The sequence below is a fragment of the Patescibacteria group bacterium genome, from assembly GCA_020148045.1.
GTDB lineage: Bacteria > Patescibacteriota > Minisyncoccia > Minisyncoccales > GWA2-38-27 > JAHCRG01.
Window position 1 is genome coordinate 41,491 of sequence record JAHCRG010000016.1, and the last position, 23,654, is coordinate 65,144.

Annotated in this window: 23 protein-coding genes and 3 tRNA genes; 23 read left to right on the plus strand and 3 right to left on the minus strand. The window is 35.9% G+C overall.

Annotated elements, in window-relative coordinates:
* Nucleotides 1-263: 263 nt before the first annotated feature.
* Both recG and KJA13_03430 read right to left on the minus strand, forming a co-directional pair.
* Nucleotides 264-2,387 carry an ATP-dependent DNA helicase RecG gene (gene recG / locus KJA13_03425; GenBank protein MBZ9578053.1) on the minus strand — a complete coding sequence of 708 codons (2,124 nt, stop codon included), beginning with the start codon at nucleotides 2,385-2,387 and terminating at the stop codon, nucleotides 264-266.
* A gap of 2 nt (nucleotides 2,388-2,389) precedes the next feature.
* Nucleotides 2,390-2,462: transfer RNA gene (locus tag KJA13_03430), tRNA-Arg, on the minus strand.
* 78 nt (nucleotides 2,463-2,540) lie between these two features.
* On the opposite strand from KJA13_03430, the gene KJA13_03435 reads away from it, so the two are divergent.
* From KJA13_03435 to KJA13_03450, 4 genes are all read left to right on the plus strand, one after another.
* Nucleotides 2,541-2,631: transfer RNA gene (locus KJA13_03435), tRNA-Ser, on the plus strand.
* A gap of 5 nt (nucleotides 2,632-2,636) precedes the next feature.
* Nucleotides 2,637-2,723: transfer RNA gene (locus KJA13_03440), tRNA-Ser, on the plus strand.
* A 76-nt stretch (nucleotides 2,724-2,799) separates the two neighbouring features.
* Nucleotides 2,800-3,216 carry a nucleoside 2-deoxyribosyltransferase gene (locus KJA13_03445; GenBank protein MBZ9578054.1) on the plus strand — a complete coding sequence of 139 codons (417 nt, stop codon included), beginning with the start codon at nucleotides 2,800-2,802 and terminating at the stop codon, nucleotides 3,214-3,216.
* Between the two features lie 63 nt (nucleotides 3,217-3,279).
* On the plus strand, nucleotides 3,280-3,705 hold the full coding sequence (locus KJA13_03450; protein ID MBZ9578055.1) for an NUDIX domain-containing protein: 426 nt from the start codon (nucleotides 3,280-3,282) through the stop codon (nucleotides 3,703-3,705).
* A 61-nt stretch (nucleotides 3,706-3,766) separates the two neighbouring features.
* Here the strand turns inward: KJA13_03450 and KJA13_03455 are convergent, their stop codons facing one another.
* A complete protein-coding gene (locus KJA13_03455) occupies nucleotides 3,767-4,480 on the minus strand; it encodes a ComF family protein (GenBank protein ID MBZ9578056.1) in 714 nt (237 codons plus the stop codon).
* A 111-nt stretch (nucleotides 4,481-4,591) separates the two neighbouring features.
* Between KJA13_03455 and pilM the strand changes: the two genes are divergently transcribed.
* The 19 genes from pilM to KJA13_03550 all read left to right on the plus strand — a co-directional run bounded on the left by pilM (nucleotide 4,592) and on the right by KJA13_03550 (nucleotide 23,454).
* Nucleotides 4,592-5,686 (plus strand): type IV pilus assembly protein PilM, encoded by a 1,095-nt coding sequence (gene pilM, locus KJA13_03460; protein MBZ9578057.1) that lies wholly within the window; start codon nucleotides 4,592-4,594, stop codon nucleotides 5,684-5,686.
* A gap of 4 nt (nucleotides 5,687-5,690) precedes the next feature.
* The gene (locus KJA13_03465) at nucleotides 5,691-6,215 is read left to right on the plus strand and encodes a hypothetical protein (protein MBZ9578058.1); all 525 of its coding nucleotides are present in this window, start codon (nucleotides 5,691-5,693) and stop codon (nucleotides 6,213-6,215) included.
* Nucleotides 6,215-6,814: a type 4a pilus biogenesis protein PilO gene (gene pilO / locus KJA13_03470; protein MBZ9578059.1), complete on the plus strand. Its 600-nt coding sequence runs from the start codon at nucleotides 6,215-6,217 to the stop codon at nucleotides 6,812-6,814. Before KJA13_03465 ends, pilO begins: the two co-directional genes overlap by 1 nt.
* A 12-nt stretch (nucleotides 6,815-6,826) precedes the next feature.
* Entirely contained in the window at nucleotides 6,827-7,099 is a 273-nt protein-coding gene (locus tag KJA13_03475) for a hypothetical protein (GenBank protein ID MBZ9578060.1), read from the plus strand.
* An 87-nt stretch (nucleotides 7,100-7,186) separates the two neighbouring features.
* Entirely contained in the window at nucleotides 7,187-8,908 is a 1,722-nt protein-coding gene (locus KJA13_03480) for a type II/IV secretion system protein (GenBank protein MBZ9578061.1), read from the plus strand.
* Between the two features lie 86 nt (nucleotides 8,909-8,994).
* Entirely contained in the window at nucleotides 8,995-9,360 is a 366-nt protein-coding gene (locus KJA13_03485; protein MBZ9578062.1) for a response regulator, read from the plus strand.
* A 6-nt stretch (nucleotides 9,361-9,366) separates the two neighbouring features.
* Nucleotides 9,367-10,434: a type IV pilus twitching motility protein PilT gene (locus KJA13_03490; protein ID MBZ9578063.1), complete on the plus strand. Its 1,068-nt coding sequence runs from the start codon at nucleotides 9,367-9,369 to the stop codon at nucleotides 10,432-10,434.
* Nucleotide 10,435: 1 nt separating this feature from the next.
* Nucleotides 10,436-11,641 carry a type II secretion system F family protein gene (locus KJA13_03495; protein MBZ9578064.1) on the plus strand — a complete coding sequence of 402 codons (1,206 nt, stop codon included), beginning with the start codon at nucleotides 10,436-10,438 and terminating at the stop codon, nucleotides 11,639-11,641.
* A 118-nt stretch (nucleotides 11,642-11,759) separates the two neighbouring features.
* A complete protein-coding gene (locus tag KJA13_03500) occupies nucleotides 11,760-15,923 on the plus strand; it encodes a right-handed parallel beta-helix repeat-containing protein (protein MBZ9578065.1) in 4,164 nt (1,387 codons plus the stop codon).
* 182 nt (nucleotides 15,924-16,105) lie between these two features.
* Nucleotides 16,106-16,498 (plus strand): prepilin-type N-terminal cleavage/methylation domain-containing protein, encoded by a 393-nt coding sequence (locus tag KJA13_03505; GenBank protein MBZ9578066.1) that lies wholly within the window; start codon nucleotides 16,106-16,108, stop codon nucleotides 16,496-16,498.
* 101 nt (nucleotides 16,499-16,599) lie between these two features.
* Nucleotides 16,600-17,022, plus strand: a complete 423-nt coding sequence (locus KJA13_03510) for a type II secretion system protein (GenBank protein ID MBZ9578067.1) — start codon at nucleotides 16,600-16,602, stop codon at nucleotides 17,020-17,022.
* A gap of 8 nt (nucleotides 17,023-17,030) precedes the next feature.
* Nucleotides 17,031-17,822 (plus strand): prepilin peptidase, encoded by a 792-nt coding sequence (locus KJA13_03515; protein MBZ9578068.1) that lies wholly within the window; start codon nucleotides 17,031-17,033, stop codon nucleotides 17,820-17,822.
* A gap of 6 nt (nucleotides 17,823-17,828) precedes the next feature.
* Nucleotides 17,829-18,446: a type II secretion system protein gene (locus KJA13_03520; GenBank protein MBZ9578069.1), complete on the plus strand. Its 618-nt coding sequence runs from the start codon at nucleotides 17,829-17,831 to the stop codon at nucleotides 18,444-18,446.
* A gap of 46 nt (nucleotides 18,447-18,492) precedes the next feature.
* Complete coding sequence (locus KJA13_03525; GenBank protein MBZ9578070.1) at nucleotides 18,493-19,053, plus strand: prepilin-type N-terminal cleavage/methylation domain-containing protein; 561 nt, start codon at nucleotides 18,493-18,495, stop codon at nucleotides 19,051-19,053.
* Nucleotides 19,054-19,093: 40 nt separating this feature from the next.
* Nucleotides 19,094-19,636, plus strand: coding sequence for a prepilin-type N-terminal cleavage/methylation domain-containing protein (locus KJA13_03530; protein ID MBZ9578071.1), 543 nt, complete (start codon nucleotides 19,094-19,096; stop codon nucleotides 19,634-19,636).
* A gap of 56 nt (nucleotides 19,637-19,692) precedes the next feature.
* The gene (locus KJA13_03535) at nucleotides 19,693-19,986 is read left to right on the plus strand and encodes a hypothetical protein (protein MBZ9578072.1); all 294 of its coding nucleotides are present in this window, start codon (nucleotides 19,693-19,695) and stop codon (nucleotides 19,984-19,986) included.
* Between the two features lie 97 nt (nucleotides 19,987-20,083).
* The gene (locus KJA13_03540) at nucleotides 20,084-20,527 is read left to right on the plus strand and encodes a hypothetical protein (protein MBZ9578073.1); all 444 of its coding nucleotides are present in this window, start codon (nucleotides 20,084-20,086) and stop codon (nucleotides 20,525-20,527) included.
* Between the two features lie 66 nt (nucleotides 20,528-20,593).
* Nucleotides 20,594-23,122: a PKD domain-containing protein gene (locus KJA13_03545; protein MBZ9578074.1), complete on the plus strand. Its 2,529-nt coding sequence runs from the start codon at nucleotides 20,594-20,596 to the stop codon at nucleotides 23,120-23,122.
* 35 nt (nucleotides 23,123-23,157) lie between these two features.
* Complete coding sequence (locus KJA13_03550; protein MBZ9578075.1) at nucleotides 23,158-23,454, plus strand: hypothetical protein; 297 nt, start codon at nucleotides 23,158-23,160, stop codon at nucleotides 23,452-23,454.
* Nucleotides 23,455-23,654: the final 200 nt, after the last annotated feature.

The window sequence follows — 23,654 nt, forward strand, 5'->3', positions numbered from 1 at the left end:
ACCCTAACACATGGGCACTCATGTATTGTTAGGGTTTTAAGAAGTACCTCTCCAGTCGGTTCTCGCGGCATTCAGGCCGCGACTGGAAGACCTGAGCACCGTATTTCTTTTGTATTCCATTATAGCAAACTCCCAGAATTTGTCAAGGTTTTTCATCTGAACTTCTTCTCTGATTTGAAAAAAATTCTGTAAGCACTACAGAAAACATATAGTACATCAGGATTCGTATCATTGGTATATCATTCGTATATTGATATCGCTGTTTATTCTAAGTGGATGCGTTGGCGGAATCTTGATAATTTATCCTGCAGAAAAGGATATTTTTTTAATTGGGGGTCTTCTAATAGAATTTGTTTTGCTGATTCTCTGGTTTTTTCAACCAAAGATATATCTTTTAGAGAATTCATCATCAAATCAGGAATTCCCCATTGTCTGGTGCCGCTAAAGTCACCAGGCCCTCTGATTTCCAAGTCCTTTTCAGCTAAAGCAAATCCATCTTCAGAAGTAATTAAAGCTTTTAGGCGCTGGTGAGTTTTTTTGGCAGGCGAGTCAGTAAATAACAAACAATATGATTGATAACCTGCTCTACCAACTCTTCCTCTAAACTGATGAAGTTGAGCTAAGCCAAAACGTTCTGCTCCCTCAATCATCATTACCGTAGCGTTAGGGACATCAATTCCTACTTCAATTACTGAAGTTGAAACCAAGATATCAGTTTTTTTGTTTTTGAAATCCTTCATTATATTTTCTTTTTCTTTGGTTGCCATTTTTCCATGAAGCATTTCTACTTTTAAATCGGGGAAGATTTCTTTTGAAAGTTTTTCATATTCTTCTTTTACTGCTTTTACTTCTGACCAACCTAAAACGTCTGTTTCATTTGCTTCCTTATTACCAGCCTCGATGCGAGGACAAATTACAAAAACCTGTCTTCCTTTTTTAACTTCTTTTTCGATAAACTCATGGGTTTTTTCTCTTTCTTTTGGGTTAATTACCTTGGTAATTATTTTTTTTCTGCCTTTTGGTAATTCATTAATTAAAGAAAGGTCCAGGTCGCCATAAACAGTTAAAGCAAGAGTACGGGGGATAGGAGTGGCAGTCATAGATAGAAGATGAGGCAAAATTTTAGCCTGTCCGTTCTGCTTGCAGAGGCGGGCTCGCTGCTCTACTCCAAAACGGTGCTGCTCGTCCAAAATAACCAGTCCCAATTTCCCGAATTTTACCTTGTCTTGGATTAAAGCGTGAGTGCCAATTAAAATATCCAGTTCGCCATTTATTGTTTTTTCTAATAATTTTTTTCGGGAAATCTCTATTACCTCGTTTTTTAATTTTTTTGAACGAAACTGGTCTTGTTTCCCGGTTAATAAACCAATATTTACTTTAAAATCTTTAAGGAGCTTAGCTACTTCCTGGAAGTGTTGCTTAGCTAAAATTTCAGTGGGAGCCATAAAAGCAGCTTGATATCCTTGCTTAATAGTATTTAAAGCAGCCATTGCAGCAACAACAGTTTTTCCAGAACCAACGTCTCCTTCAAGAAGACGGTTCATTGGTATTGGCCTTTCCAAATCCTTTAAAATCTGCCAGGCAGATTTTTTCTGCGCGTCAGTTAGTTTAAATGACAATGACTTAACAAAATCCTGAATTGTTTCTAATTTAATTGGAAGAGAAACTGATTTTTCCTGATTAAGACGGTTTCTTTCTCTTAAAACAAAGAGCTGGATATAGAAAAGTTCTTCAAAAGAAAATCTCTCTTGGGCTTTTTGCGATAATTTTACAGAGCTCGGGAAATGAACCTCCCAAAGAGCTTTCTTAACTGGCATAAGATTATATTCTTTTATTATTTCTTTAGGCAGGGTTTCATTGATTTGATTTTCAAGATTGGTTAATAAAGGTTTTAGAATAAACCTGAGCCATCTTGAAGACAAGCCAGCTGTTTCCGGATAAACCGGAATGAGCCGGCCAGTATGAGTTAAATCAGATGACAAATCTCCTTTTTCATAAATAGGGCTTGATAAATACACGCCGTTTTTTGATATTATTGCTTTTCCTGAAAGAAAAACATTATCTTCTTTTTTTAAAACTCTGGTTAAATAGGGCTGGTTAAACCAGGTTACTTTTATTGCTCCGGTTTTGTCTTCTATAATTGCCTGGGTTAGAAACATTTTTCTCTTCCAGGTTTTGGCGGTTTTAATTTCCAGAATTTTTCCATAAACTGTACAAATTTCATTTATTTTTACTTTTGAAATAGGAATTAAATTAGAAAAATCCTCGTAGCGGCGAGGAAAATGAAAAAGCAAATCCTGAACTGTTTTAATGCCTAATTTCTTTAATTTCTTCTGAAAAACAGGCCCAATCCCAGAAATATTTTCAATAGGAGTAGAGAGAGTCATTGTGCGCCTAGTAGGAATCGAACCTACGACCTCGAAGTCCGCAACTTCGCGCTCTATCCACTGAGCTACAGGCGCATTTACTTTTTTAATTTATCATAAAATTTCCCAAAAATCAATTGACGCCGACAGATTTATTTGATAAAATAAAGATACGGAGAGGTGCCTGAGTGGTTGAAAGGGGAAGTTTGCTAAACTTCTATAGGGTGTAATAGCCTTATCGAGGGTTCGAATCCCTCCCTCTCCGCATAAGGCGGGATGCTGGAGTCTGGTTTAACAGGGCTGTCTTGAAAACAGTTGTACCGAAAGGTACCGTAGGTTCGAATCCTACTCCCGCCGCAGATGTTGCATGTTTGCCACTTCTGAAGTTGGATAGATGCAACCCCTGATTCATCTCTAACGAATCAAAAAATTTATGAAAATATATTTTGCAGGATCAATTCGTGCTGGAAGAGAAGATCAAAATACCTATTTTAAAATAATTGAATATCTTAAAAAATACGGACAGGTTTTGACCGAACATATTGGAGAGAAAAATTTAACTGATTTAGGAGAGAAAGATATATCTGAAGAAGAAATTTATGAAAGGGATCTGTCTTGGCTTAAGGAGGCAGATGTTTTTGTTGCAGAAATTTCAACCCCTTCTCTTGGTGTTGGTTATGAGATAGCAAAAGTTGAAGAATGGGGGAAAAGAATTTTGTGTCTTTGTAGGAAACCAGAAGACGGGAAGAAAATATCTTCTATGATGAAAGGAAATAAGAACATAATATTGAAAGAGTATAATGATTTAGATGAAGCATTTCAATGTATTAATGATTTTCTAAAACAATAGACCTTGTCTAGATTCGAACGTTGTCCAAGAGAGATACTGATCGGGTTTTTTTTAAAATATTTTATGGCAGAGAAATATGAAAAATTTCATATAGGAATAAATGTTTTTGTTGTAAGAAACAAAAAGTTATTATTAGGAAAAAGAAAAAATGTATACGGTGCAGGGACCTGGGGTTTACCAGGTGGTCATTTGGAATACGGAGAAAGTATGAGGGGAGCTGCTGCTCGGGAGCTGGAAGAGGAGGTAGGGTTAGAAGCACGTGAATTTAAATTCGCAGGACTTATAAACGATGTACGTAAAGACGAACATTACCTCCAAGTAGGGTTCTTAGCCAAAGATATGGAAGATAAAGAACCTATATTAAATGAGCCCGAAAGATGTTACGAATGGAAATGGTTTGATTTGGATAATCTACCAGAAAAAATTTTCCCCGGACATATTAAACAAATTCAGATTTTTAAGAAGGAAAGTTATTTTTCGGATAAATAGGTTTGAACGTCGTCCACGAGGCCCCGCCAAGAACAAAAAACCGGCTTCGCCGGTTTTTTTGTTACCCCCTGGCGACGACTATGCCCCAGACTTCTTTGGCGCCCGCCTCCTGAAGGAGGCGGGCGCATTGTTCCATTGTTGAGCCGGTGGTGAAAATGTCATCGATTAGAAAAATTTTTTTACCCATTACTAATTCTGGTTTTTGACATAAAAATACTCCTTTGATATTTTCTTCTCTTTCTTCTTTTTTTAATTCCACTTGGGCTGGGGTCTGTTTTATTTTTATTAAGATATCATCAAAAAATGGAATCTTCAAAACCTTTGAAAGTTCTTTGGCGATTTCGCTTGCCTGGTTAAATCCCCGTTTTTTTAATTTCTTTTTATGAAGGGGAATGGGGATGAGAATAAAATCATTAAATGTAGTTACTTTGTTTAGATTAATAAAATGAGCTATAATTGAAGAAGATAATGGTTTTGATAGTTCTTTAATATAGGGTTCATATTTGAATTGGTTTATCAGTTTTTTGACAATGAAATTATTGTAAGAAGCAGCACAGTAAAGACCATTTAAACTTTTTGACCTCTTGCAAAAATTACAGGTTTTGCCATCAATAACAACTTTTGGCTGGGGGCAAAAAGGACAGTATTGTCTTTCTAAAATATCAATTAAAGAAAAACAATCTTGGCAGAGATAACTTCCTTCTTTACCGCAGCTGATACAAAATTTCGGAAAAAGAAGGTCAAGAATAAACTCTTTAGTTGAGGATAGATTCATATTAACATATTAACATTTTAACAAAATGTTTGGATGTTTAAATGCTAAAATGTTTAAATGAGCTGGTTTTTCCACATAGTCCTTTTCGTTTTAATATGATATGATTAAGTAATGTTTCAAGATATACGCGGTTTTTTTAAACTCCGACCTAAAAAATTCTTAGGGATAGATATCGGAACCTCATCAATAAAAATTGTTGAGATGGGACGCCAAGGCAAGAGTCGCAGACTTGAGAACTACGGAGAAATAAAAACTTCATCTTTTAAAAAGAGACGCTTTAGGGTTTTTCAAAAAAACACTCTTTCACTTTCTAATAGAGAAGTAGCCAAAGCTATTCAGGCTGTCTGTAAAGAAACGGGAATCCAGACCAAAGAAGTTAGTTTTTCCATCCCTGATTTTTGTAGTTTTTTTACTGGTTTTAAACTTCCTGTGATGGGTAAAGACGAGATTCCCCAGGCAGTTAAATACGAAGTTAGGCCGTATATTCCTCTTCCGCTTCCCGATGTCACTTTAGATTGGTCAATAACTGAAGGAGAGGTTTCTAAAACTCCTCTTAAGGTTTTGGTAGCAGCTATTCCCAATGATATTATTAATCAATATCAGCAGATTGCCCACTTTGCGAATTTAAAATTAAGGATTTTAGAATCAGAGGTGTTTGCTTTAGTTAGAGCTTTAACTAAAAAAAATGAAAAAGAAAAAAAAGCAATAGGTTTGATAGACATTGGAGCTCGGAGTACTACCTGTAGTGTTCTTGAACAAGGAATTTTAAAAACAAGCTATAGCTTTAATGTTGCTGGGAATGAATTGACAGAGATTATAGCCAAATCTTTAAATATTGATTATAATGAAGCTGAGGAGATGAAAAGAAAGCATGGATTGCTTTTTAAGAATGGGCTTGAGGAATCCCAAAGAAATATTAGAAAAATTTTACTTCCTTTAATTGATTCAATTTTAGAAGAGATTAAGAAAGCTTTTCGGAATTTTTATCGCGATGAAGGAAAAGAAGTAGGGAAGATTATTTTGGCCGGAGGGTTAACTTCAATGCCTGGTTTAAAAGAGTACTTTTCTACAGAGTTAAAAAAAGAATTAGATATTGCCGATCCCTTTTTTAACATTGCTTGCCCAGTAGTTCTTACCAATACTCTAAAAGAAATAGGACCGAGTTATGCTATTAGTGTTGGTTTAACATTAAAGGGGCTGGAATAAGAACATGGCTATAAAAATTGCTCCCAGAGGAAAAATTAAACTACCTCTTTGGATAATTATTCTTGGAGTTTTTACTATAATTTTGCTTATAGGTTTTTTGGGCAGCTATTTTTATTTAGAAATATCCATAAGAAAAATGTCTCAGGAGATTCAAGAAAAAGAGCCGATACTTACTCCTTTGGAAGAAGCCATAAAGAAGAAAGAGGAAGAACTTAGTCCTGTTGGGGAAAAAATAGATGATTTTGGTGAATTGCTCCAAAAACATAAAATCCCATCAAATATTTTTAATTTTTTAGAAAAAATCTGCCTTCCTACTGTTTGGTTTTCTGATTTCAGTCTCACTTCTGAAAATGGAGAGGTAACCGTTTCCGGCCACACAGATAATTTTGTGACCCTTGAGCAACAAATCCTCGTTTTAAAACAAGACCTCCTCGTAAAAAATTTAAATATATCTGGGGTTTCAATAAGCGAGGAAGGAAAAGTTAATTTCACCTTCCTACTTGCTTTTGCCCCCCAAATATTTAGATAATGCAGCGACCTATTCCTGTTATTATTATTGTTAGCATTTTAATCCTTTTGATTGTAGGAGGATATTTTTTGGGGTGGCCTAAATATCAGGAGTTTGGAGATAAGAAATTAGAGGTTGAAGGAAAAGATACAGAGATAAGACAAAAACAGGAATATCTTTCAAAATTAGAAGTTTTTTCTGATAGACTGTCAGAGTATAGTGATGAGCTTGCCGAAATTGATTTCGCTCTTCCCACCGAGCCCTCAATAGCTGCCCTCTTTATTTTTTTTCAGAAGATAAGCTCGGAAAATGGTTTAATTTTAAAAGATACTGATTTAGGCGAACTTTTTTCTTCAGAGACCCCAGAAACCCCAGAGACCCCAGGGACTCCTGGGGAGAGAATTCAAAAAATGCCTTTCTCTATTTCGGTCACGGGCTCTTATCCTGCTTTAAAAAATTTCCTCTCTGTTGTTTATAGAAACACTAGATTAATTGAAGTAAATTCTATTAGTTTTTCTTTTCCCGAAGAAGAAGAAGGCCTGTTTACTTTTAATTTGGCATTGGAAACCCATGCTTATCAACCAAAGGCGGAGAAAGAAGAAGCAGAAACCCCCGAGTAAAAATAAAAAACTATGGCTGTTAAATTTATTAAAGAAAGAAAAAAACAAAGGTATTTAATTATAGGTTTTGGGATAATGCTTGTAGCTATTAGTATTGTTTTGTGGTCAGGATATTTTAAAAAGGAAGAGCCTATCGCTCCTCCAGTTTCGGTCATTCCTCTTAGAGAAATAAAAATAAATTTTGAAGTTTTAGAAAATCCGTTCTTGAAAGAACTTCAACCTTTTGTAGAGATTTCTCCCTTTGTAGGTGAAAAGGGACGAGAGAATCCATTCTTACCGTATTGAAACTTGAAACTTGAAACTTGAAACATTATTGATTGATAAGAATGTTTTCAAAATAAAATAAGTTTTAAGTTTTAAGTTTTAAGTTTCATGACATTAGTTCAGCAATTAGTTAAAAAAGGGGCATTGGAAAAGTCAAAGGCTACTGCCCTGGAATACGAAATCAAGACTTCCGGACGAAGAGAAGAGGAGGTAATCTTAGAAAAAAGAATAGTTTCTGAGGATTTTCTATTTGGTTTAAAAAGCGAAAGCCTAAAAATACCTCTAAAGATAGTTTCTCCTAGAGAGGTTCTCTTGAAAGTTTTAGAAACAATCCCTGAGGAATCAGCCAAATATTACCGGATGATACCTTTAACCAAAGAAGACAGTCGTTTGGAGATAGGAATGGTTTATCCTGAGGATTTGAAAGCTCGAGAGGCCTTGGAGTTTTTAGCTCGCCAAAACAAATTTAGCTACCGGATTTTCTTAATTACCTTAACGAATTTTAACGAACTTTTAAAGAAATACCGGACCCTAAGGAAAGAAGTAACCAGGGCTTTGGAAGAATTAGAGACCGAACTCAAAGTAGAGAAGGTTAAAAAGGTTGGAATAGCTGAGGTTGAAAGAATGGTAGAGGAAGCCCCGATTTCAAAAGTGGTGGCAGTTATATTAAGACACGCTGTTGATGGAAATGCTTCTGATATTCATATTGAGCCGGGCAGGGAAAAATTACGAGTCAGATTCCGATTAGACGGCGTATTACATGCCAGTATTTTTTTACCCCTTAGAATTCTTCCTGCCGTAGTAGCCAGGGTTAAAATCCTTTCTAATCTAAAAATAGATGAGACCCGAGTTCCCCAAGATGGCCGATTTTCTACTAAAATTGAGGATAGAGGTATTGATTTTCGGGTTTCTACTTTTCCAACTACCTTGGGAGAAAAAGTAGCAATAAGAATTTTAGACCCTGGTCAAAGGAAAGTGGAATTTAAAGAACTGGGGATAACTGGAAGAAATCTTAAAGTAATAGAAAAAGCATTGAAAAAACCTTATGGGATGATTTTAGCTACCGGCCCGACAGGTTCAGGTAAAACCACTACCCTTTATGCTGTTTTAGGACTTTTTAATAAAGAAGAGGTAAATATAATGACTCTGGAAGACCCGGTAGAATATTTTATGGAAGGAGTTAACCAATCTCAGGTAAAACCGGAAATTGGCTATAGTTTTGCTAACGGTCTTCGCTATACTTTAAGACAGGACCCTGATATTTTAATGGTAGGAGAGATTAGAGATGAAGAAACTGCCTCTTTAGCTATCCATGCAGCTTTAACCGGGCATATCCTGCTTTCTACCTTACATACGTCAAATACTCTTGGAGTAATCCCAAGATTGGTTGATATGGGGATACAGGCATTTTTAATCCCCCCTACTTTGAGTTTGGCTCTTGCTCAAAGGTTAGTAAGAAAGCTTTGTCCTCATTGTAAAAGAAAGGTGAAAGCAAATGAAGAAGCAAGAAAATTACTTTTGGAAGAAATAGAAAAGTTTCCGTCAACTATTAAAAAGAGCGTTGGGCCGACCAAAACCCTTTATGTTCATGAGCCAGTGGGTTGTAAAAGGTGTAATAATGTAGGTTATTCCGGGCGAATTGGAATTTTTGAAATTTTGGAAATGACTGACCGGCTCGGAGAAGTAATTTTAAAAGAGCCCTCTGAAGCTAAAATTCAAGAAGAAGCTAAAAATCAAGGAATGATAACAATGAAACAGGATGGAATATTAAAAGTTTTGGAAGGTACTACATCTATTGAGGAAGTGCTGAGAGTGGCCGAAGAGAAGTAATGATCAACGCAAGATTAAAGGCAAGATTAACACAAGATAAAATAATCTGCGTTAATCGTGTTAAAAATCTTGCGTAAATCAAATTTGTGAAACAAATTTTATTAGTTGAAGACGACCCATTCTTGGTAGAGATTTATACTACCAAACTCAAAGAGGCTGGATTTTCTGTAGAGGTAGCTACTGATGGAAACGAGTGTTTAAAAAAAATGAAAAAGAAATCTCCTGACCTCTTACTTTTAGATGTTGTTTTGCCCAGTTTTAATGGTTGGGAAATTCTTAGAGAAATTAAAAAAGATAATAAATTAAACAGTTTAAAAGTAATTATTCTTTCTAATCTTGGCGAGAAAGAAGAGATAGAAAAAGGATTAAAACTTGGAGCAGTAAGATATTTAGTAAAAGCCCACTACAGCCCAAGCGAAGTAGTGGAAGAGATTAAAAAGATACTTAAGTAAATTTCTATGAACTACTCATCTTTATTAAAAGAACTTCTTAGTGCGACCCTTACCCAGAAGGCGTCGGATTTACATATTTCAGTTGGTCATCCCCCGGTTTTACGAATAGGCGGCAGATTAGTCTTTTTAGTTAGAAGGAAAAAAGTTTCCCCAGAAGATTCTAAGGGACTTGCTTTTGAATTAATGACCGAAAAACAGCAAGAAAGATTTCTTAAAAACAAAGAGATTGATTTTTCTTACAATTTTGAAGGAAAAGCCAGATTTAGGATTAATATTTTTTATCAGAGAGGAGATATTTCTTCTGCTCTTCGTTTAATCCCGGCTAAAATTCCCACCGTTGAAGAATTAAATCTTCCCCCGATTTTACATGAGTTTATTAGACCTTCTCAGGGGTTTGTTTTGGTTACCGGTCCTTCCAGCCAGGGAAAATCTACTACTTTAGCTGCTTTGGTTGACGAGGTAAATCATACCAGGGCTGTTCATATAATTACGGTTGAGGATCCCATTGAATATGTTTTTGAGGATGACAGGTCAATTATTGACCAGAGGGAGCTGGGCCGAGATACTTTAAGTTTTGCCAAGGCATTAAAATCTACTTTTCGTCAGGACCCGGACGTAATTATGGTAGGGGAAATGAGGGACCCTGTGACTATCTCTACTGCTATTACTGCAGCTGAGACAGGCCACTTAGTTTTAGCTACCTTGCATACTAATTCAGCTTCTCAAAGTATTCATCGAATTGTTGATACCTTTCCCGGTGCCCAACAGGGCCAAATTCGAGCTCAACTTTCAGGGTCTTTGCTTGGAGTAGTTTCTCAAAGATTAGTGCCTAGAATTAAAGGAGGATTAATACCTGCCTGTGAAATAATGATGAATACGCCGGCTATAGCCAATTTAATACGGGAAAATAAAATTCATGAAATGCCTTTAGTTATTGAAACCTCAGCTGAAATAGGAATGGTTTCTTTAAATAGGTATTTGGCTAATTTAGTCAGGGCAAAGGAAATTGCCTTAGATACTGCCCAAAATTATTCCTTAAATCCAGCTGAATTGAGAGGCCTCGTTAGGAGATAATATGAAATTTAACTATCAAGCGAGAGATGAAACAGGAGAAATTCAGTCAGGGGTTGTGGAAGCTTCTAACCGAGAGGCTGCTTTTAATGTTTTAAAAACTCACGGGCTTTACGTAACTGCTTTAGAAGAAATAACAGCTGTTCCTATTTATGCTAGAAAATTGAAAATTTTCGAGAGAGTTACCAAAAAAGACATTGTCCTTTTCTCTCGGCAAATATCAATTATGTTCAAATCCAAGGTGCCGGTAGTTGAGACCCTCCAGACCATTGCTAAGCAGACAAGAAAATCTACCCTCAGGGAGAAAATTTTAAAAATAGCCGGGAAAGTGGAAGGAGGAACACCTCTTTCTGGGGCCCTCAATATTTATCCAAAACTTTTTTCTCCTTTTTATATTAATATGGTGAAGTCCGGTGAGGCCTCTGGTAAACTGAGCGATGTTTTTATGTATTTAGCTGATTATTTGGAAAGAGAGCATTCTTTTCACGGAAAAGTAAAAGGGGCACTGGTCTATCCTTTTTTTATTTTATTTGTTTTTTTAGCGGTGGTCACAATAATAATGGTTTATGTTATTCCTCAACTAGCCGAGGTTTTAAAAGAAACCGAGCAAGAGCTTCCTTTAGTTACCCGGGTAGTAATGGCAATTTCAGATTTCTTGAAAACGCAAGGCATAATCGCAGCTTTAATTTTTCTTGGCTTAATAGTTGCTCTTGTCCGATTTGTAAGAAGTAAAGCGGGAAAAAAGTTTTTTGATAGAAACTTACTAAAATTACCTTTATTAGGTGGTTTCTTAAAAAAACTTTATCTTGCTCGTTGCGCTTTAAATCTTTCTACTTTAATTTCTGGAGGTCTTCCTATAGCTCAGGCCTTAGAAATTACTGGCGAGGTAGTGGGTAATAACCTTTATAAAGAAGTTATTCTTAAAACCAGGGACGAAGTTAAAAGAGGAGAACCAATAAGCTCAGTTTTGGAGAGATATCCCAACCTTATCTTCCCTCTTTTTTATCAAATGGTAATGGTGGGAGAAAAAACAGGTACTTTAGATTCTTCTTTAATGAATGTGGTAGAGTTTTATCAGAGGGACGTAGACCGGGCCTTAGATGGTTTTATAAAACTTCTTGAACCAATCTTTATTATACTTTTGGGAGGAGTGGTAGCTGGTTTAATGGGAGCAGTTTTAATGCCCCTTTACTCAATTGGAGTCGTATAGAATCTTGAAACTTATAACTTGAAACCTATTTCAAATCATCGTGAAACTGTGACATAAAATTTCAGGTTATAAGTTTTAAGAAGTATGACTATGGAAATTACTCCCAAAGGAAAAATTCATGAGGACTAAACCAATAACAGTTATTTTGGTGAGTGTAGTAGCACTATTGATAACAGTGTCTGTGTTGGCTAATGAGGAGCTACCAGAATTAGAACCATTAATGCCAGGAAGAATAGAGGGAAGTGGTATCTATTTTAAAATTGAAGATAGCGAATACCTTAACCTTGTTCTAAAAAGCAACGAGGAAATAAAAGTAGTTTTAGAGTCAATTCCAAGAATGATAAGTCTGGAGATTGAAGCTACCTTTTCTGCTTCTTCCACTCTCTTAACTATCGAGGGGTTAGAACCAAACAAAACCTATTATAAATATCAAGACAGCTACAAAAACGAAGCTGTTTTTATTTCGTCTGAAAATGGAAGTTATAGCTGGACCCAAGATTTAACCAAATCCCATCACATCTGGATTCAAGAAGGAAGAGGAACAATATTTATTAATACAGATACTATATTAACTTCTGATTTGAGTGAGAGCGTAGAAATAACTGCTGACAATATTAGTTTGGATTGTAATGGTCATAGTATAACTGGTTCCAGCACAGGGTACGGAGTTTATTTGAACAATAGAAAAGGCGTTACCATTAAAAATTGTAATCTTACCAATTTCTCTTATGGCATTTTTTTATACTCCTCTTTGAATATTGAGATTGATAAAAACGATATATCAAATGCAAGGTATGGCATAAGACTTGATTATTCCCCAAATAACAAATTAACCAATAATATTGCCAGTTCAAATATTTATAGCGGAATATGTTTGATGCGCTCAGGTGATAACATCTTAATTGACAATACGGCTAACTTAAATAAAAAACATGGAATATTCTTGTGGGAAGATTCTTCTCATGAATATACTAATGATAATACCTTAACCAATAATACCGTAAACTCCAATGATGACTATGGAATATTTTTGTACAACTCTTGCAACAATACTCTCACAAACAATAAAGTTGCTAATAATAATCATGGATTAGTAGTAGATTCAGCTTCTTATAATAATACATTAACCGGTAACTTAGTAAGCTCAAATAATTATGGGATATGGTTGCTTAGAGGTGCACGGAACAATACCTTAACTAATAACACAGCTTCTGATAACCATTATTATGGCATCTACTTATGGTGGCGCATTTCAAACAGTCAGATTAACAACAACATATTATCGAATAACGGAGTTGGCATCTACCTGGGTAATTCCTCGGACAACAGTATCTATCACAATAATTTTATAAATAATTGGCACCATCAAGCTATTATTGATCATCGGGGTGTTAATAACCTTTTTGACGATGGCTACCCATCTGGAGGGAATTACTGGTCAGATTATATTGGAGTAGATTTATACTCGGGTCCAAATCAAGACGAGCCCGGAGGCGATGGAATGGGTGATAGTCTTTATACTTTCCTTGGTGGAGAAGATAGATATCCGTTTATGGAGGAGAGTGGATGGGGGGTGCCTCCGGTTCCAAGTTACAATGTTGCTGTGATTTTAGCTGAACCGAATAATATTAGTCATGATTCTTCATCGACTTCCGCTCAACCCTGTAAACTTCTTCCTGAGAAAACTTATCCAAATGGTCGTAGTAAAGAGTATTACCAAGACTTAGTTTATTGCGTTGCCGATTATAACAAAGAAAATTCTTTTGAAACAATCGATTTAGATTTTGAGATTTTTGATGATAATGGTAATTGGTTTAAAACAGATAAAAATGAACAAGATTATTTGGGCAAAGAACATGAATTTGTTGCCGAAGCTATAGATTTAGCAACGGATAAAGGCGTTGATTTATCTGATAAGGATATAATTATTGTTATTCATTCAGGGGAAGCTGCTAGAACAAAAGAAGATATAGGCAAAAAACTGATTACCATGACTTGGGGGCTTATATCTCAACCATTAGAATATCCTCCTTATAAAATTATAGTTGCTGAAGATGATTTTGTTGGAGCTTGGGCTCACGAAATTGGACATATTATTGGAGCATTAATAACACCCCAAAACACAATAACACCCGACCTTTATAAAATGGGAAACGTGGGGAAATGGGATGTTATGGCTATGGGCTCTCGGAATGATGATGGAAAGAACCCGCCGTATATGAGCTCTTATACAAAAGAATTTCTCCAATGGTTAAATTATGATATTCATCCCAAATCTGCTTATGGTGAATACTGGATAAATTCTTTAGAAACAAGTAAGTCCGGAGATGGTGTTTTTAGATATAATTTAAGCGATGATACAGATGATCTTTCGCCAAAATATTATATTTTAGAAGGACGAAACAGAAACTTAGAAACTTGGGACTCTTCTTTACCAGAAGAAAAAGCACTTGTTCTTTATAAAGTTGATACCAGAAATTATCCAGAATATGGCTATGCCCCAGATGGTGTAATGAATAATCAGTATCGAACGATTGATATTCCATTTTTTGATAGTATTTTAACCCCTGATGGAGATTCACATTTAGACATGAGAAATCTCGTCTACATTACCGCCCTTTCAGATGAACAAACAGCCGAGATATATAGAATCAAATCAAAAATAGAAAAAGTAGATTATGATTTCTTTGAAGATAGATTTCGTGGTGTTATTTTAGAACCATCTTCTCAATTTTATCAAAAGATTATTCAATATCTTCCTTTTCATCATTATCCATTTAGATTCGAACTTGAATACCGAAAAGCTTTTAGGGAACATGGGGCACTAATAGAACTACCACATCCTGATGTGGCAAGGAAACAGATAATTGAGGAAATTTCAGTAATATTGGCTTCCTTTGTTTTATTAAATCTTTTATTGATTTTATTAAAAATAAAAGTTATTCCTCGTTTGAAATCAGAATCCCGAAAAAGAATAACACAAATTCTCTTAAGAATATTCTGGATTATTTGTATAGTTGTCTTTATTATTTTGCTTTATCTATACTTTTTTGAGATGCGTACCCTAGCGGATATTTTTGAATATATTATAGGAACCCCTGGAATAGAAACTTCCACTATTGTAGAGGATATAAAAGCACTAGAATGGGGGGTAGTAAATTTTTCTTTCGGGTTATTAATTCTTTTTATCCCATTAAGCCTTTCATTGCTATTTATAGATAAAGTAATTATTTCAAGATGGAAATTAGAAAGAGGAAGGGGGACAATAAAAACAATTTTTAGAATAGTATGGCTAATTACTTTAGTTGTTTTTATTATATTTATTATTTGTTTTGCCCTACCAAAAATATCTTTTAGTAGAGAAATAGAGGAGTCCAATACCAATACTAATATTATAAATCCACAACCGAAAGGTCTTTCTGCTCCATTACTACAATCTGTTTTTCCCGATCTTGACCTTCATCTTTATTGTGAGGATGGTAAGCATATTGGAATGAATTATGAGACTGGAGAATATGAAATTCAGATATCTGGGGCGATGGTATCTGGCGATAATCAGGATGCACCAGAGTGGATATTTATTCCTGAAGATATAACTGGCTGTCATTTTGTAGTTTCCTCTTATGATAATCAAAAATTCTTAGAGGAAAACCCAGAAATTGCTCAAGAAATAGAAGATACTACTGATGGTTATGATGTTTATGCTCGCTATATTGACCCTGCTACTGATATTTACACCTCAACTATTATTTCAGAAAATATCCAACCCGCTACAGAACTAGAACATCCAATTAGTGGTACTCACGATGTTACTATAGAGCCAGGAATTTTACTTGCTCGTGTTGATCTTGATCCCGATACCTTAAATCTAAAGAGCAAAGGAAAATGGCTAACAGTTTATATTGAGTTGCCAGTAGATTATGATGTCAATGATATTAATTTAGAAAGCATTAAGTTAAACGGCCAAATTCCGATTGAAACAAAGCCAACTGAGATTAGTGATTACGATGGGAATGGTATACCTGATCTAATGGTCAAATTTGATCAATCAGCTGTTCAGGCTATTCTTGAAATAGGAGAAGAAGTAGAAATAGTAATTACCGGTGAGCTGATTGACGGAAGATTGTTTCAGGGTAGCGATATTATTAAAGTGATTTCAAAAGGTAATCAAAAAGAGGCTCTGGCTGTAGTAATTTTAGCTTGTTTTGCGGTAGGAGGATTGTTAGTTTATAGACGGAGATTTAGGAAAATAAATAGAGTTCTTAATGAAAAATCAGAATAAAAATTTGGAAATTAAGTTCCATTAAAAACCTAAAACCTGAAACTTTTAAATAATATGTTTTAAGTTTTGGAGTTTTCCACACCCCTGTTTGATATAGATGTGCTACAATTTAAATAACGGTAACTAAAAAACCTAAAAGGTCGAAGGTTTAATAATTAGCAAAGTAAAAAATTAAAATTAAAATGACTAAAAAATATAGAGGATTTACTCTGATTGAATTATTAGTGGTAATTGCTATTATTGGAATTCTTGCCTCAATCGTTTTGGTTTCTTTAACTACTGCTAGATCCAGGGCTTATGACGCTGAAATAAAGAGTGAATTATCTCAAGTAAGAGCTGATGCAGAAATGTATTTCATTGATAATGACACATACGTAGCCTATAGTGTGCCAGGCACTTTACTTCCTCCAGATTGCAGTAACGACAGTCTCTATCAAGTTGGCACAAGTGCTACAGCATATGCGGCTTGGGCTGGCTTATGTTCAACCACTGCAAACGATTGGTGTGTTGATTCTGCTGGAATGTCTAAAGAAGTAACTGGTGGGGTAACTGCTGGCGCAACTGTTTGTCCGTAAAGATATAAAATTTATTTAATCAAAACCCGTTGTTAGCGGGTTTTGGTTTATTCACAGCTTATATTATTGGTATCTGAATTTATTTCTGTTACAATAAATTAATGAAATCCTTCACTTTAATTGAAGTATTAGTAGTGGTTACTATCATAGCATTACTCATTAGTATTAATTTGGTTGCTATTGGCCATTATCAAGATAAGGCTAGGGACACAGCAATTGCAGCTGGTTTGAGCCAAGTAAGAAAAGTGGCAGCAATGATTTATACTGATGAAAATTCTTATGAATTTATCTGTGCTGCGGACAACACTCTTAATGATAGCTATCCGGCTCTGAAAATGATTGAAGATGATGTTAATAAATTCACTGGTGAAAACCCTACTTGTTATTCTGAAAGAACTGCTTATTGTGTTCAATCATCTTTACTTTCAGCTGGTGGAGGTTATTTCTGCATAGATTCTACTGGGTTTGCCGACAAGATAGATGGAGATTATTGTACAGGTACTAGTAAAAATTGCTCTCCCTAAAACTTATTATGGGAATTTTTTTTTATCCGATTATTTTTATTTTTGGTTTAGCTGTAGGTAGTTTTTTGAATTGCGTGATTTACCGGCTTGCCTTTCCAAGGGGCAGGTCTTTTTGTCCCTATTGCAAACACATATTATCTTGGCAAGACCTGATTCCGGTTTTAAGCTTTTTTATTTTACGAGGCAAATGCCGTTATTGCCTGAAAAAAATATCCTGGCAGTATCCATTAGTGGAGTTAGCTACAGGAATTTTGTTTATCTTGATATTGAATTATGAATTAGGAATTATGAATTATGAATTTTTTGATTTTAGAACTATTCTTAATTCTTTATTCTTAATTCTTACTTCCTGTTTTTTAATAATAATTTTTGTTTATGACCTGAAACATTTTATCATCCCCGATAAAATAATCTACCCAGCAATCGTAATTACTTTTTTATATAATTTAATTCTTAATTCGCAATTCATAATTCATAATTCAATTTTCGCTGCCTTGGGCGCAGCTCTATTTTTTTTATTTATTGTTCTTGTATCCCGGGGTCGCTGGATGGGTCTCGGCGATGTTAAGTTAGCATTTTTTATTGGTCTTTTTCTTGGCTTCCCCGATATCTTAATTGCCCTATTTTTTGCTTTTCTAATTGGTGCTATAATAGGAGTAGGACTAATTTTAGCAAAAAGGAAGACCTTAAAAAGCGAAGTGCCCTTCGGACCATTTCTGGTAACCGGCACATTTATTGCTTTATTTTGGGGTCCAACAATTATTGATTGGTATCTTAATTTTGTAACCTATAACCTATAACTCATAATGACTTGTTCCACGTTTCACTTAATTGCGAAGCAATTACAAGGAGCGAAGCGACTGGTTCGTGCTTCAAGTTTCAAGAAGAAGGGGTTTTCTCTAACTGAATTTCTGATAGTAATAAGCATTATTGGTATTTTTTCAGCAATAACTTTTCCTAATTATCGCTCCACTCAGCAGCAACTTATTCTTCAACGCTCAGCAAGTAAATTAGCCCAGAATATAAGGAAAGTTCAGGAGATGGCAATATCGGCAAAAGAGTGTCCTCCCTCAATCTGTGGAGGGCCGGGGTCAATAATTCCACCAGGATATGGAATTTATCTGAAAAAAGATGATTTAGATTATTTACTATATGCTGATGTCAATCCAGCAGCTGGAAATGAAAAATACGATTCTGGCAATGATAAAGTAGTAGAAACTATTCCCCTGGAAACAGGAGTAGAAATAAAGAGTGTTTCCCCGGCCTCTATGAGCATAAATTTTAAGCCACCTGACCCTGAAGTAAAAATATCTGGAACTGATACTGATGATGCCGCCGAGGCAGTAATTACTCTCGTCGTTGAAGGTACTTCATTTGAGAAAAAAATTATAGTTAATAAAGCAGGCCTAATTTATGTGGAATAATAACTTAAAACTTTATTTTTATTCAAAGTTTCAGGTTTCAGGTTCCATGTTTCACTTAATTGCGAAGCAATTACAAGGAGCGAAGCGACTGATTCGTGTTTCAAGTTTCAAGAAAAGAGGATTCACTATTCTTGAAGTTATGATTGCTATTTTCGTTGTTACAATTGGAGTATTGGCTGCTCATACTGTGACCCAACAAATAATTTCTTATACTCATCGTTCTGCTTCCCGGCTTACTGCTATTTACCTTGACAAGGAGGGGATTGAAATTGTCAGGAATATAAGGGATACAAACTGGCTGGAAGAAGAATCCTGGAATTATGGTTTAGGAGCTGGAGATCGGGAAGCTGATTATACGAATGATCAGAATTTGTATGTTTGTTCTTCTCCTTGTGATCCTGATAATAATCTTAGATTTCTTAAGCTTGGGGCGGGTGGATTTTATAACTATTCCTCTGGAGTTGATACGAAATTTAAAAGAAAAATTACAATTACACCTGTTGGCAATACCTTGGAAGTTTCTGTTGAAGTATGGTGGGAATATAAAGGTGACACTTATGGACCGATTAAAGCTCAAGAAAATTTATATGATTGGTATCCAGAATAACAATCATCTAAACATTATGTTTAAATGTTAGAATGTTAAAATGAGGAAATGTTTAAATGTTAAAATGAATAGGGGTTTTACCTTAGTAGAGATGATGGTTACTGTGCTTATCTTTTCTATAGTTATCGGAACTGTTATCGGGGTTTTTGTCTCAGCTCTTCAAATACAAAGATATAATTTAGCTTATCAACAACTTTTGGACCAGACCAGCTATGCCATGGAATATATGAGCCGGGCAATAAGAATGGCAGTCAAAGATGAGGGTGTAGGTTGTATAAGCTCAGGATTAAATTATCAGAGTGATGCCTCAGGAATAAAATTTGTAAATTATAAAAGCCAATGTCAAGAGTTTTTATTGGAAGGCGGTCAGCTAAAAGTAGAATTTGATTCAGGAGGTAAAATTCCTCTAACCTCAGATGATTTTAATGTAACTTCTCTTAGTTTTGGAATTTCTGGCGAATCAGACGAAGATAATCTTCAGCCAAGAGTAACAACCTTTATGGAAATACAAGGGAAGGGCTCGAAACTTCAGCCAAAAGTAACCATTCAAACTACTATTTCCCAAAGAAACCTTGATTTTTGACATTGTGGAAAACCCCTTTATTATTATTTTTAAAAATGGTAAAGTAATGTAGTAGTATGATACCTGAGAAAATAGATAAAAAATCTCTTTTATACTTTATAATTTTTGTAATAACTATCCTTGTTTTTGTTGGCTTTTTCTATTATCTTTCTCAAATACTGGAAATGGAAGAAGGGAGGGAGCCGATTAAAGAGGAAAGAATTACCGAAGAGATTCTGAAGCAATTCGGAGCTCCTAATGTGGAAGGAAGAGAAATCCCAAAAGAAACTTTAAAACAATTCGAAGCTCCCAATGTGGAAGGAAAGGAAATTCCAGAGGAGATTTTAAGACAATTTGGAACTTCTGAATAAATATACCAACCTTTCAACATAAAAAAATAACTAAATTATCGAGGCGGGATCTCCATAACTAATATTATTGAGGTCCAACCTCAATAATTATTAAAATATGAATAAAAAAATCTCTCCAAAATTAGTTGCTTTAATCTTTGCTATTTTAGTTATCTGTTTTGCGATAGGTTTTTATGTCTTTGCCTGGACAGAGCCGGAAGAAGGTCCTCCCGAAGAAAATGTCTTTGCTCCTTTGAATGTTAGCTCCAACGCCCAAGTTAAAGTTGGTGGTTTAATTCTTAATACCGGCGGATTCTCTGTTGGTTTAGCTGTTGATCAGGGCAGCGTCGGCATCGGGACACTAACTCCGGCGGCTGGTTATAAGCTTGACGTAGAAGGAAAGATTCAGGCAACCGCCTTTGATACAGGAGATATCACTTTCAGGAACCAGGAAACTAATCAGATACTCTGGAGAATGTTTGAAGATGAAGATGGATTATATCTAGAGAATGCAAAGACAGGGAAAGTTTACAAGTTTGTCTTAGAGGAATTATCAGAATAATTAAAAAAATAAGGTCAACTCTATTTTTTAAGGAAAAATAACAGGAACAGTTCCCGTTATATAAATATGAAAAAGAAAATTTTAGTATTTTTAGTTACAATTATTTTACTTGTTGGCTTTATTGTTCTAAAAGAAGTAAAAGCCGGGAGCTGGGATAATGTTTATGGCTGGGCTTGGTCAGAAAGGATTGGCTGGATTAGTTTTAATTGCTATAACGATTATGATGGAGACGGGAATTTAGAAAGTCACTGTACTGATGCTGGATATAATTCAGATTACGGAGTTGATATTAACCTTTCTACAGGTGTTTTTTCCGGCTATGCTTGGTCAGAAAGGATTGGCTGGATTAGTTTTAATTCTGGAGATCTTGCTGGTTGTCCAAGTGCGCCTTGTGAAGCCCGGTTTGATTCTGATGGAACAACTTGTGGTGCAGTTGGACAGGTTTGTGGTTGGGCAAGAGCATATCGAGCAATAGAGCCGGAAGGGCAAACCCTTGGCGGTTGGGACGGCTGGATAAAATTAAGAGGAATTGATCAGAACGGTGATCCCTATGGAGTTTCTTTTGATTCTGATACTAATGAATTTGAGGGCTGGGCTTGGGCTGGCAACGATAGTTCCGAAGAGGCGGTAATCGGCTGGATTAGTTTTAACTGTAAAGACGGAGGTTATGTAGAAGAACATTTCCCCTCCATCACAGGAGAAGCATCGGATGGATTTATTTCGGCATACTCTTCAAGCTATTCAACAGCACACTCAACTTCTGATTCTTTTAATATAACAGGTTCTACTCTTAGAGTTGGACAAGAATATATTGAAGCTGGAGTCGGAGAATGTACTGGGACAGCATATGATTGTGGGTTGGGTTGGGCGGATCGAATTCATTGTGAACTTACATCTGGTTGTATTTGGGTCGCTTGTGAAGGGACAGCAGCTACTTGCGATAGTTGGGATAACAATTATGGTGGTTGTTTAGGTCACGATGGCTGTTATTGGGATGGTTGTACTGGAACAGCAACCGATTGTGAAGATTTTTGGAGTTGGGGAAGTTGTACAGGCCAGGATGGTTGTGAATGGATAGAATCAGGGTATGGTGATTATTGTGATGGAACACCAGATTCTTGTGATAACTATGGTGGTGAATGGTCTTGTACAGGTCAGGATGGCTGTTCTTGGGATGGTTGTAGTGGGACAGCAACCGATTGTGATAGCTATGATGACGATTGGGCATCTGGCCTTAAATGGGCTTGTGAAGCTCAATTTGGTTGTTCTTGGCCAGGTTGTTTTGGGGCACCAGATCCTTGTGATAGTTTTGGTAGTGAATCTGATTGTAATTCTCAACCTGGTTGTTCTTGGGACGAGGGTGAAGATGAAGAGTTTGGTATTAATAGAGGTTATCTTGATTTTGATACTTCAAGCATTCCTGATGGTGCTACTATTACCGATGTAAAATTAAGTTTAAAGGCAAGTCAGGATAAATCAGATACTAATTTTGATATAGAAATATATAAATTCAATTGGGCAGAGCCGATAACTTCAGGTAATAGAGAAACTAGTTACGATGCTGGTGGAGCTGTTTATGATGGAGATTGGAGAAATACAAGTGGAATGTCGACAGGAGTTTATTATGATTCTCCTTCTTTAGACAACTCTTGGGTAAATAAAACAGGTGATACAAAATATCAGTTGAGAAGCGGTAGGGATGTAGATGAAGATGCACCTTATGGGGATGAATATATTGAATTTTACTCTGCAAATTCAGCAGGAAATAAACCCATACTTAAAGTTACTTATACAATAGAAGCTGCTCCAGCAGGAGAACATTATAGTGTCTGTGGAGATTCAAATTACAAAGTAAAGAGTACTTTAAATCAATCACCCGATAAACCCACAAACCTGAACGAAAGCTGGGGGTGTTGCGGAGGAATGCCCCAGGTAGCTCTTCGCACCTGCCTAATTTTAAATTGGTCCTATTTTGATCCAGATGGCGATCCCCAGGCAGGATATGAGGTCTGGGTAGATGAAAGTTCTGATTTTAGTAGTCCAAAATTCAACCATGTGGTAGATCCTGGTTTTGCTCCATCCTATACTGTAGACCTTGCTGCTGATGACGATCCTCCAGACCCAGGAGGAGACTGGTTCTCCAAGCTTGACTGGGGCACTACTTACCATTGGAAAGTAAGGGTAAAAGACAGCAATGGTAATTTGTCAGATTTCTCAGACTCCGAATCTTTTACTATGCCTAACCGTGCTTCTCCCAATGTTGATTTTACTCCAAACCCGATAAATCCCAGAACTGGAGAGGAGGTTACTTTCATAGATGAGTCAAAATGTTATTTATCTGATGACAGCGAATATGATTGCGATACTGGAGGAGATGAGATTACATATGAATGGGATTTTGATTATGATGGCTCATTTGACCCGAGTGATTGGACTAAGGGAGACACTACTTATACTTATCCTGAGACGGGGAACTATACTGTACGACTTCAAGTAACTGATAGCGGTGTTGGTCCAGTAGTTACAGGAATGTGCTGGAAAGAAGTAATCGTGGGATTCGCTCTCCCTACCTGGAAAGAGGTTACGCCTTTCTAATTTAACTTGCGACGTGAAACGTCGCCCACTCTAATATGACGATAAAAAAATTAGATCCTTCATCTTTGGTGAAAGGTAAAGGGTTAGATAAAAAATCTATTTTATACTTAATAGTTATTGCAGCAGCTGTCATTATTTGCATTGGCGTTGTTTATTATTTTTCCCGTTTTTCTCTGCCTGAAGCAGAAATGGAAGAAGATTTGGTTAAAAAATTGGAAAGAGCAAAGATAGTAAGTCAGCTAGAAGAACTTGACAAGCAGAGAGAAGAAATTTCGCCCCTGCCCAGGGAAGAGATTCAGAAACAATTGGAAGAGTTAAATAAACTTTATTAATTTAATCAACAACCAAATTATGAAGGTCCAATCTCCATAATTTTAATTTATTGAGCTTGAATCTTAATAATTGAAAACCATGAAGAAACAAATTTCACCCAAAATAGTTTCTCTAATCTTTGCTATCTTGGTTATCTGCTTTGCAATAGCTTTTTATGCTCTCAGTTGGACAGGACCAGGCAGCGCTCCACCTACTTGCC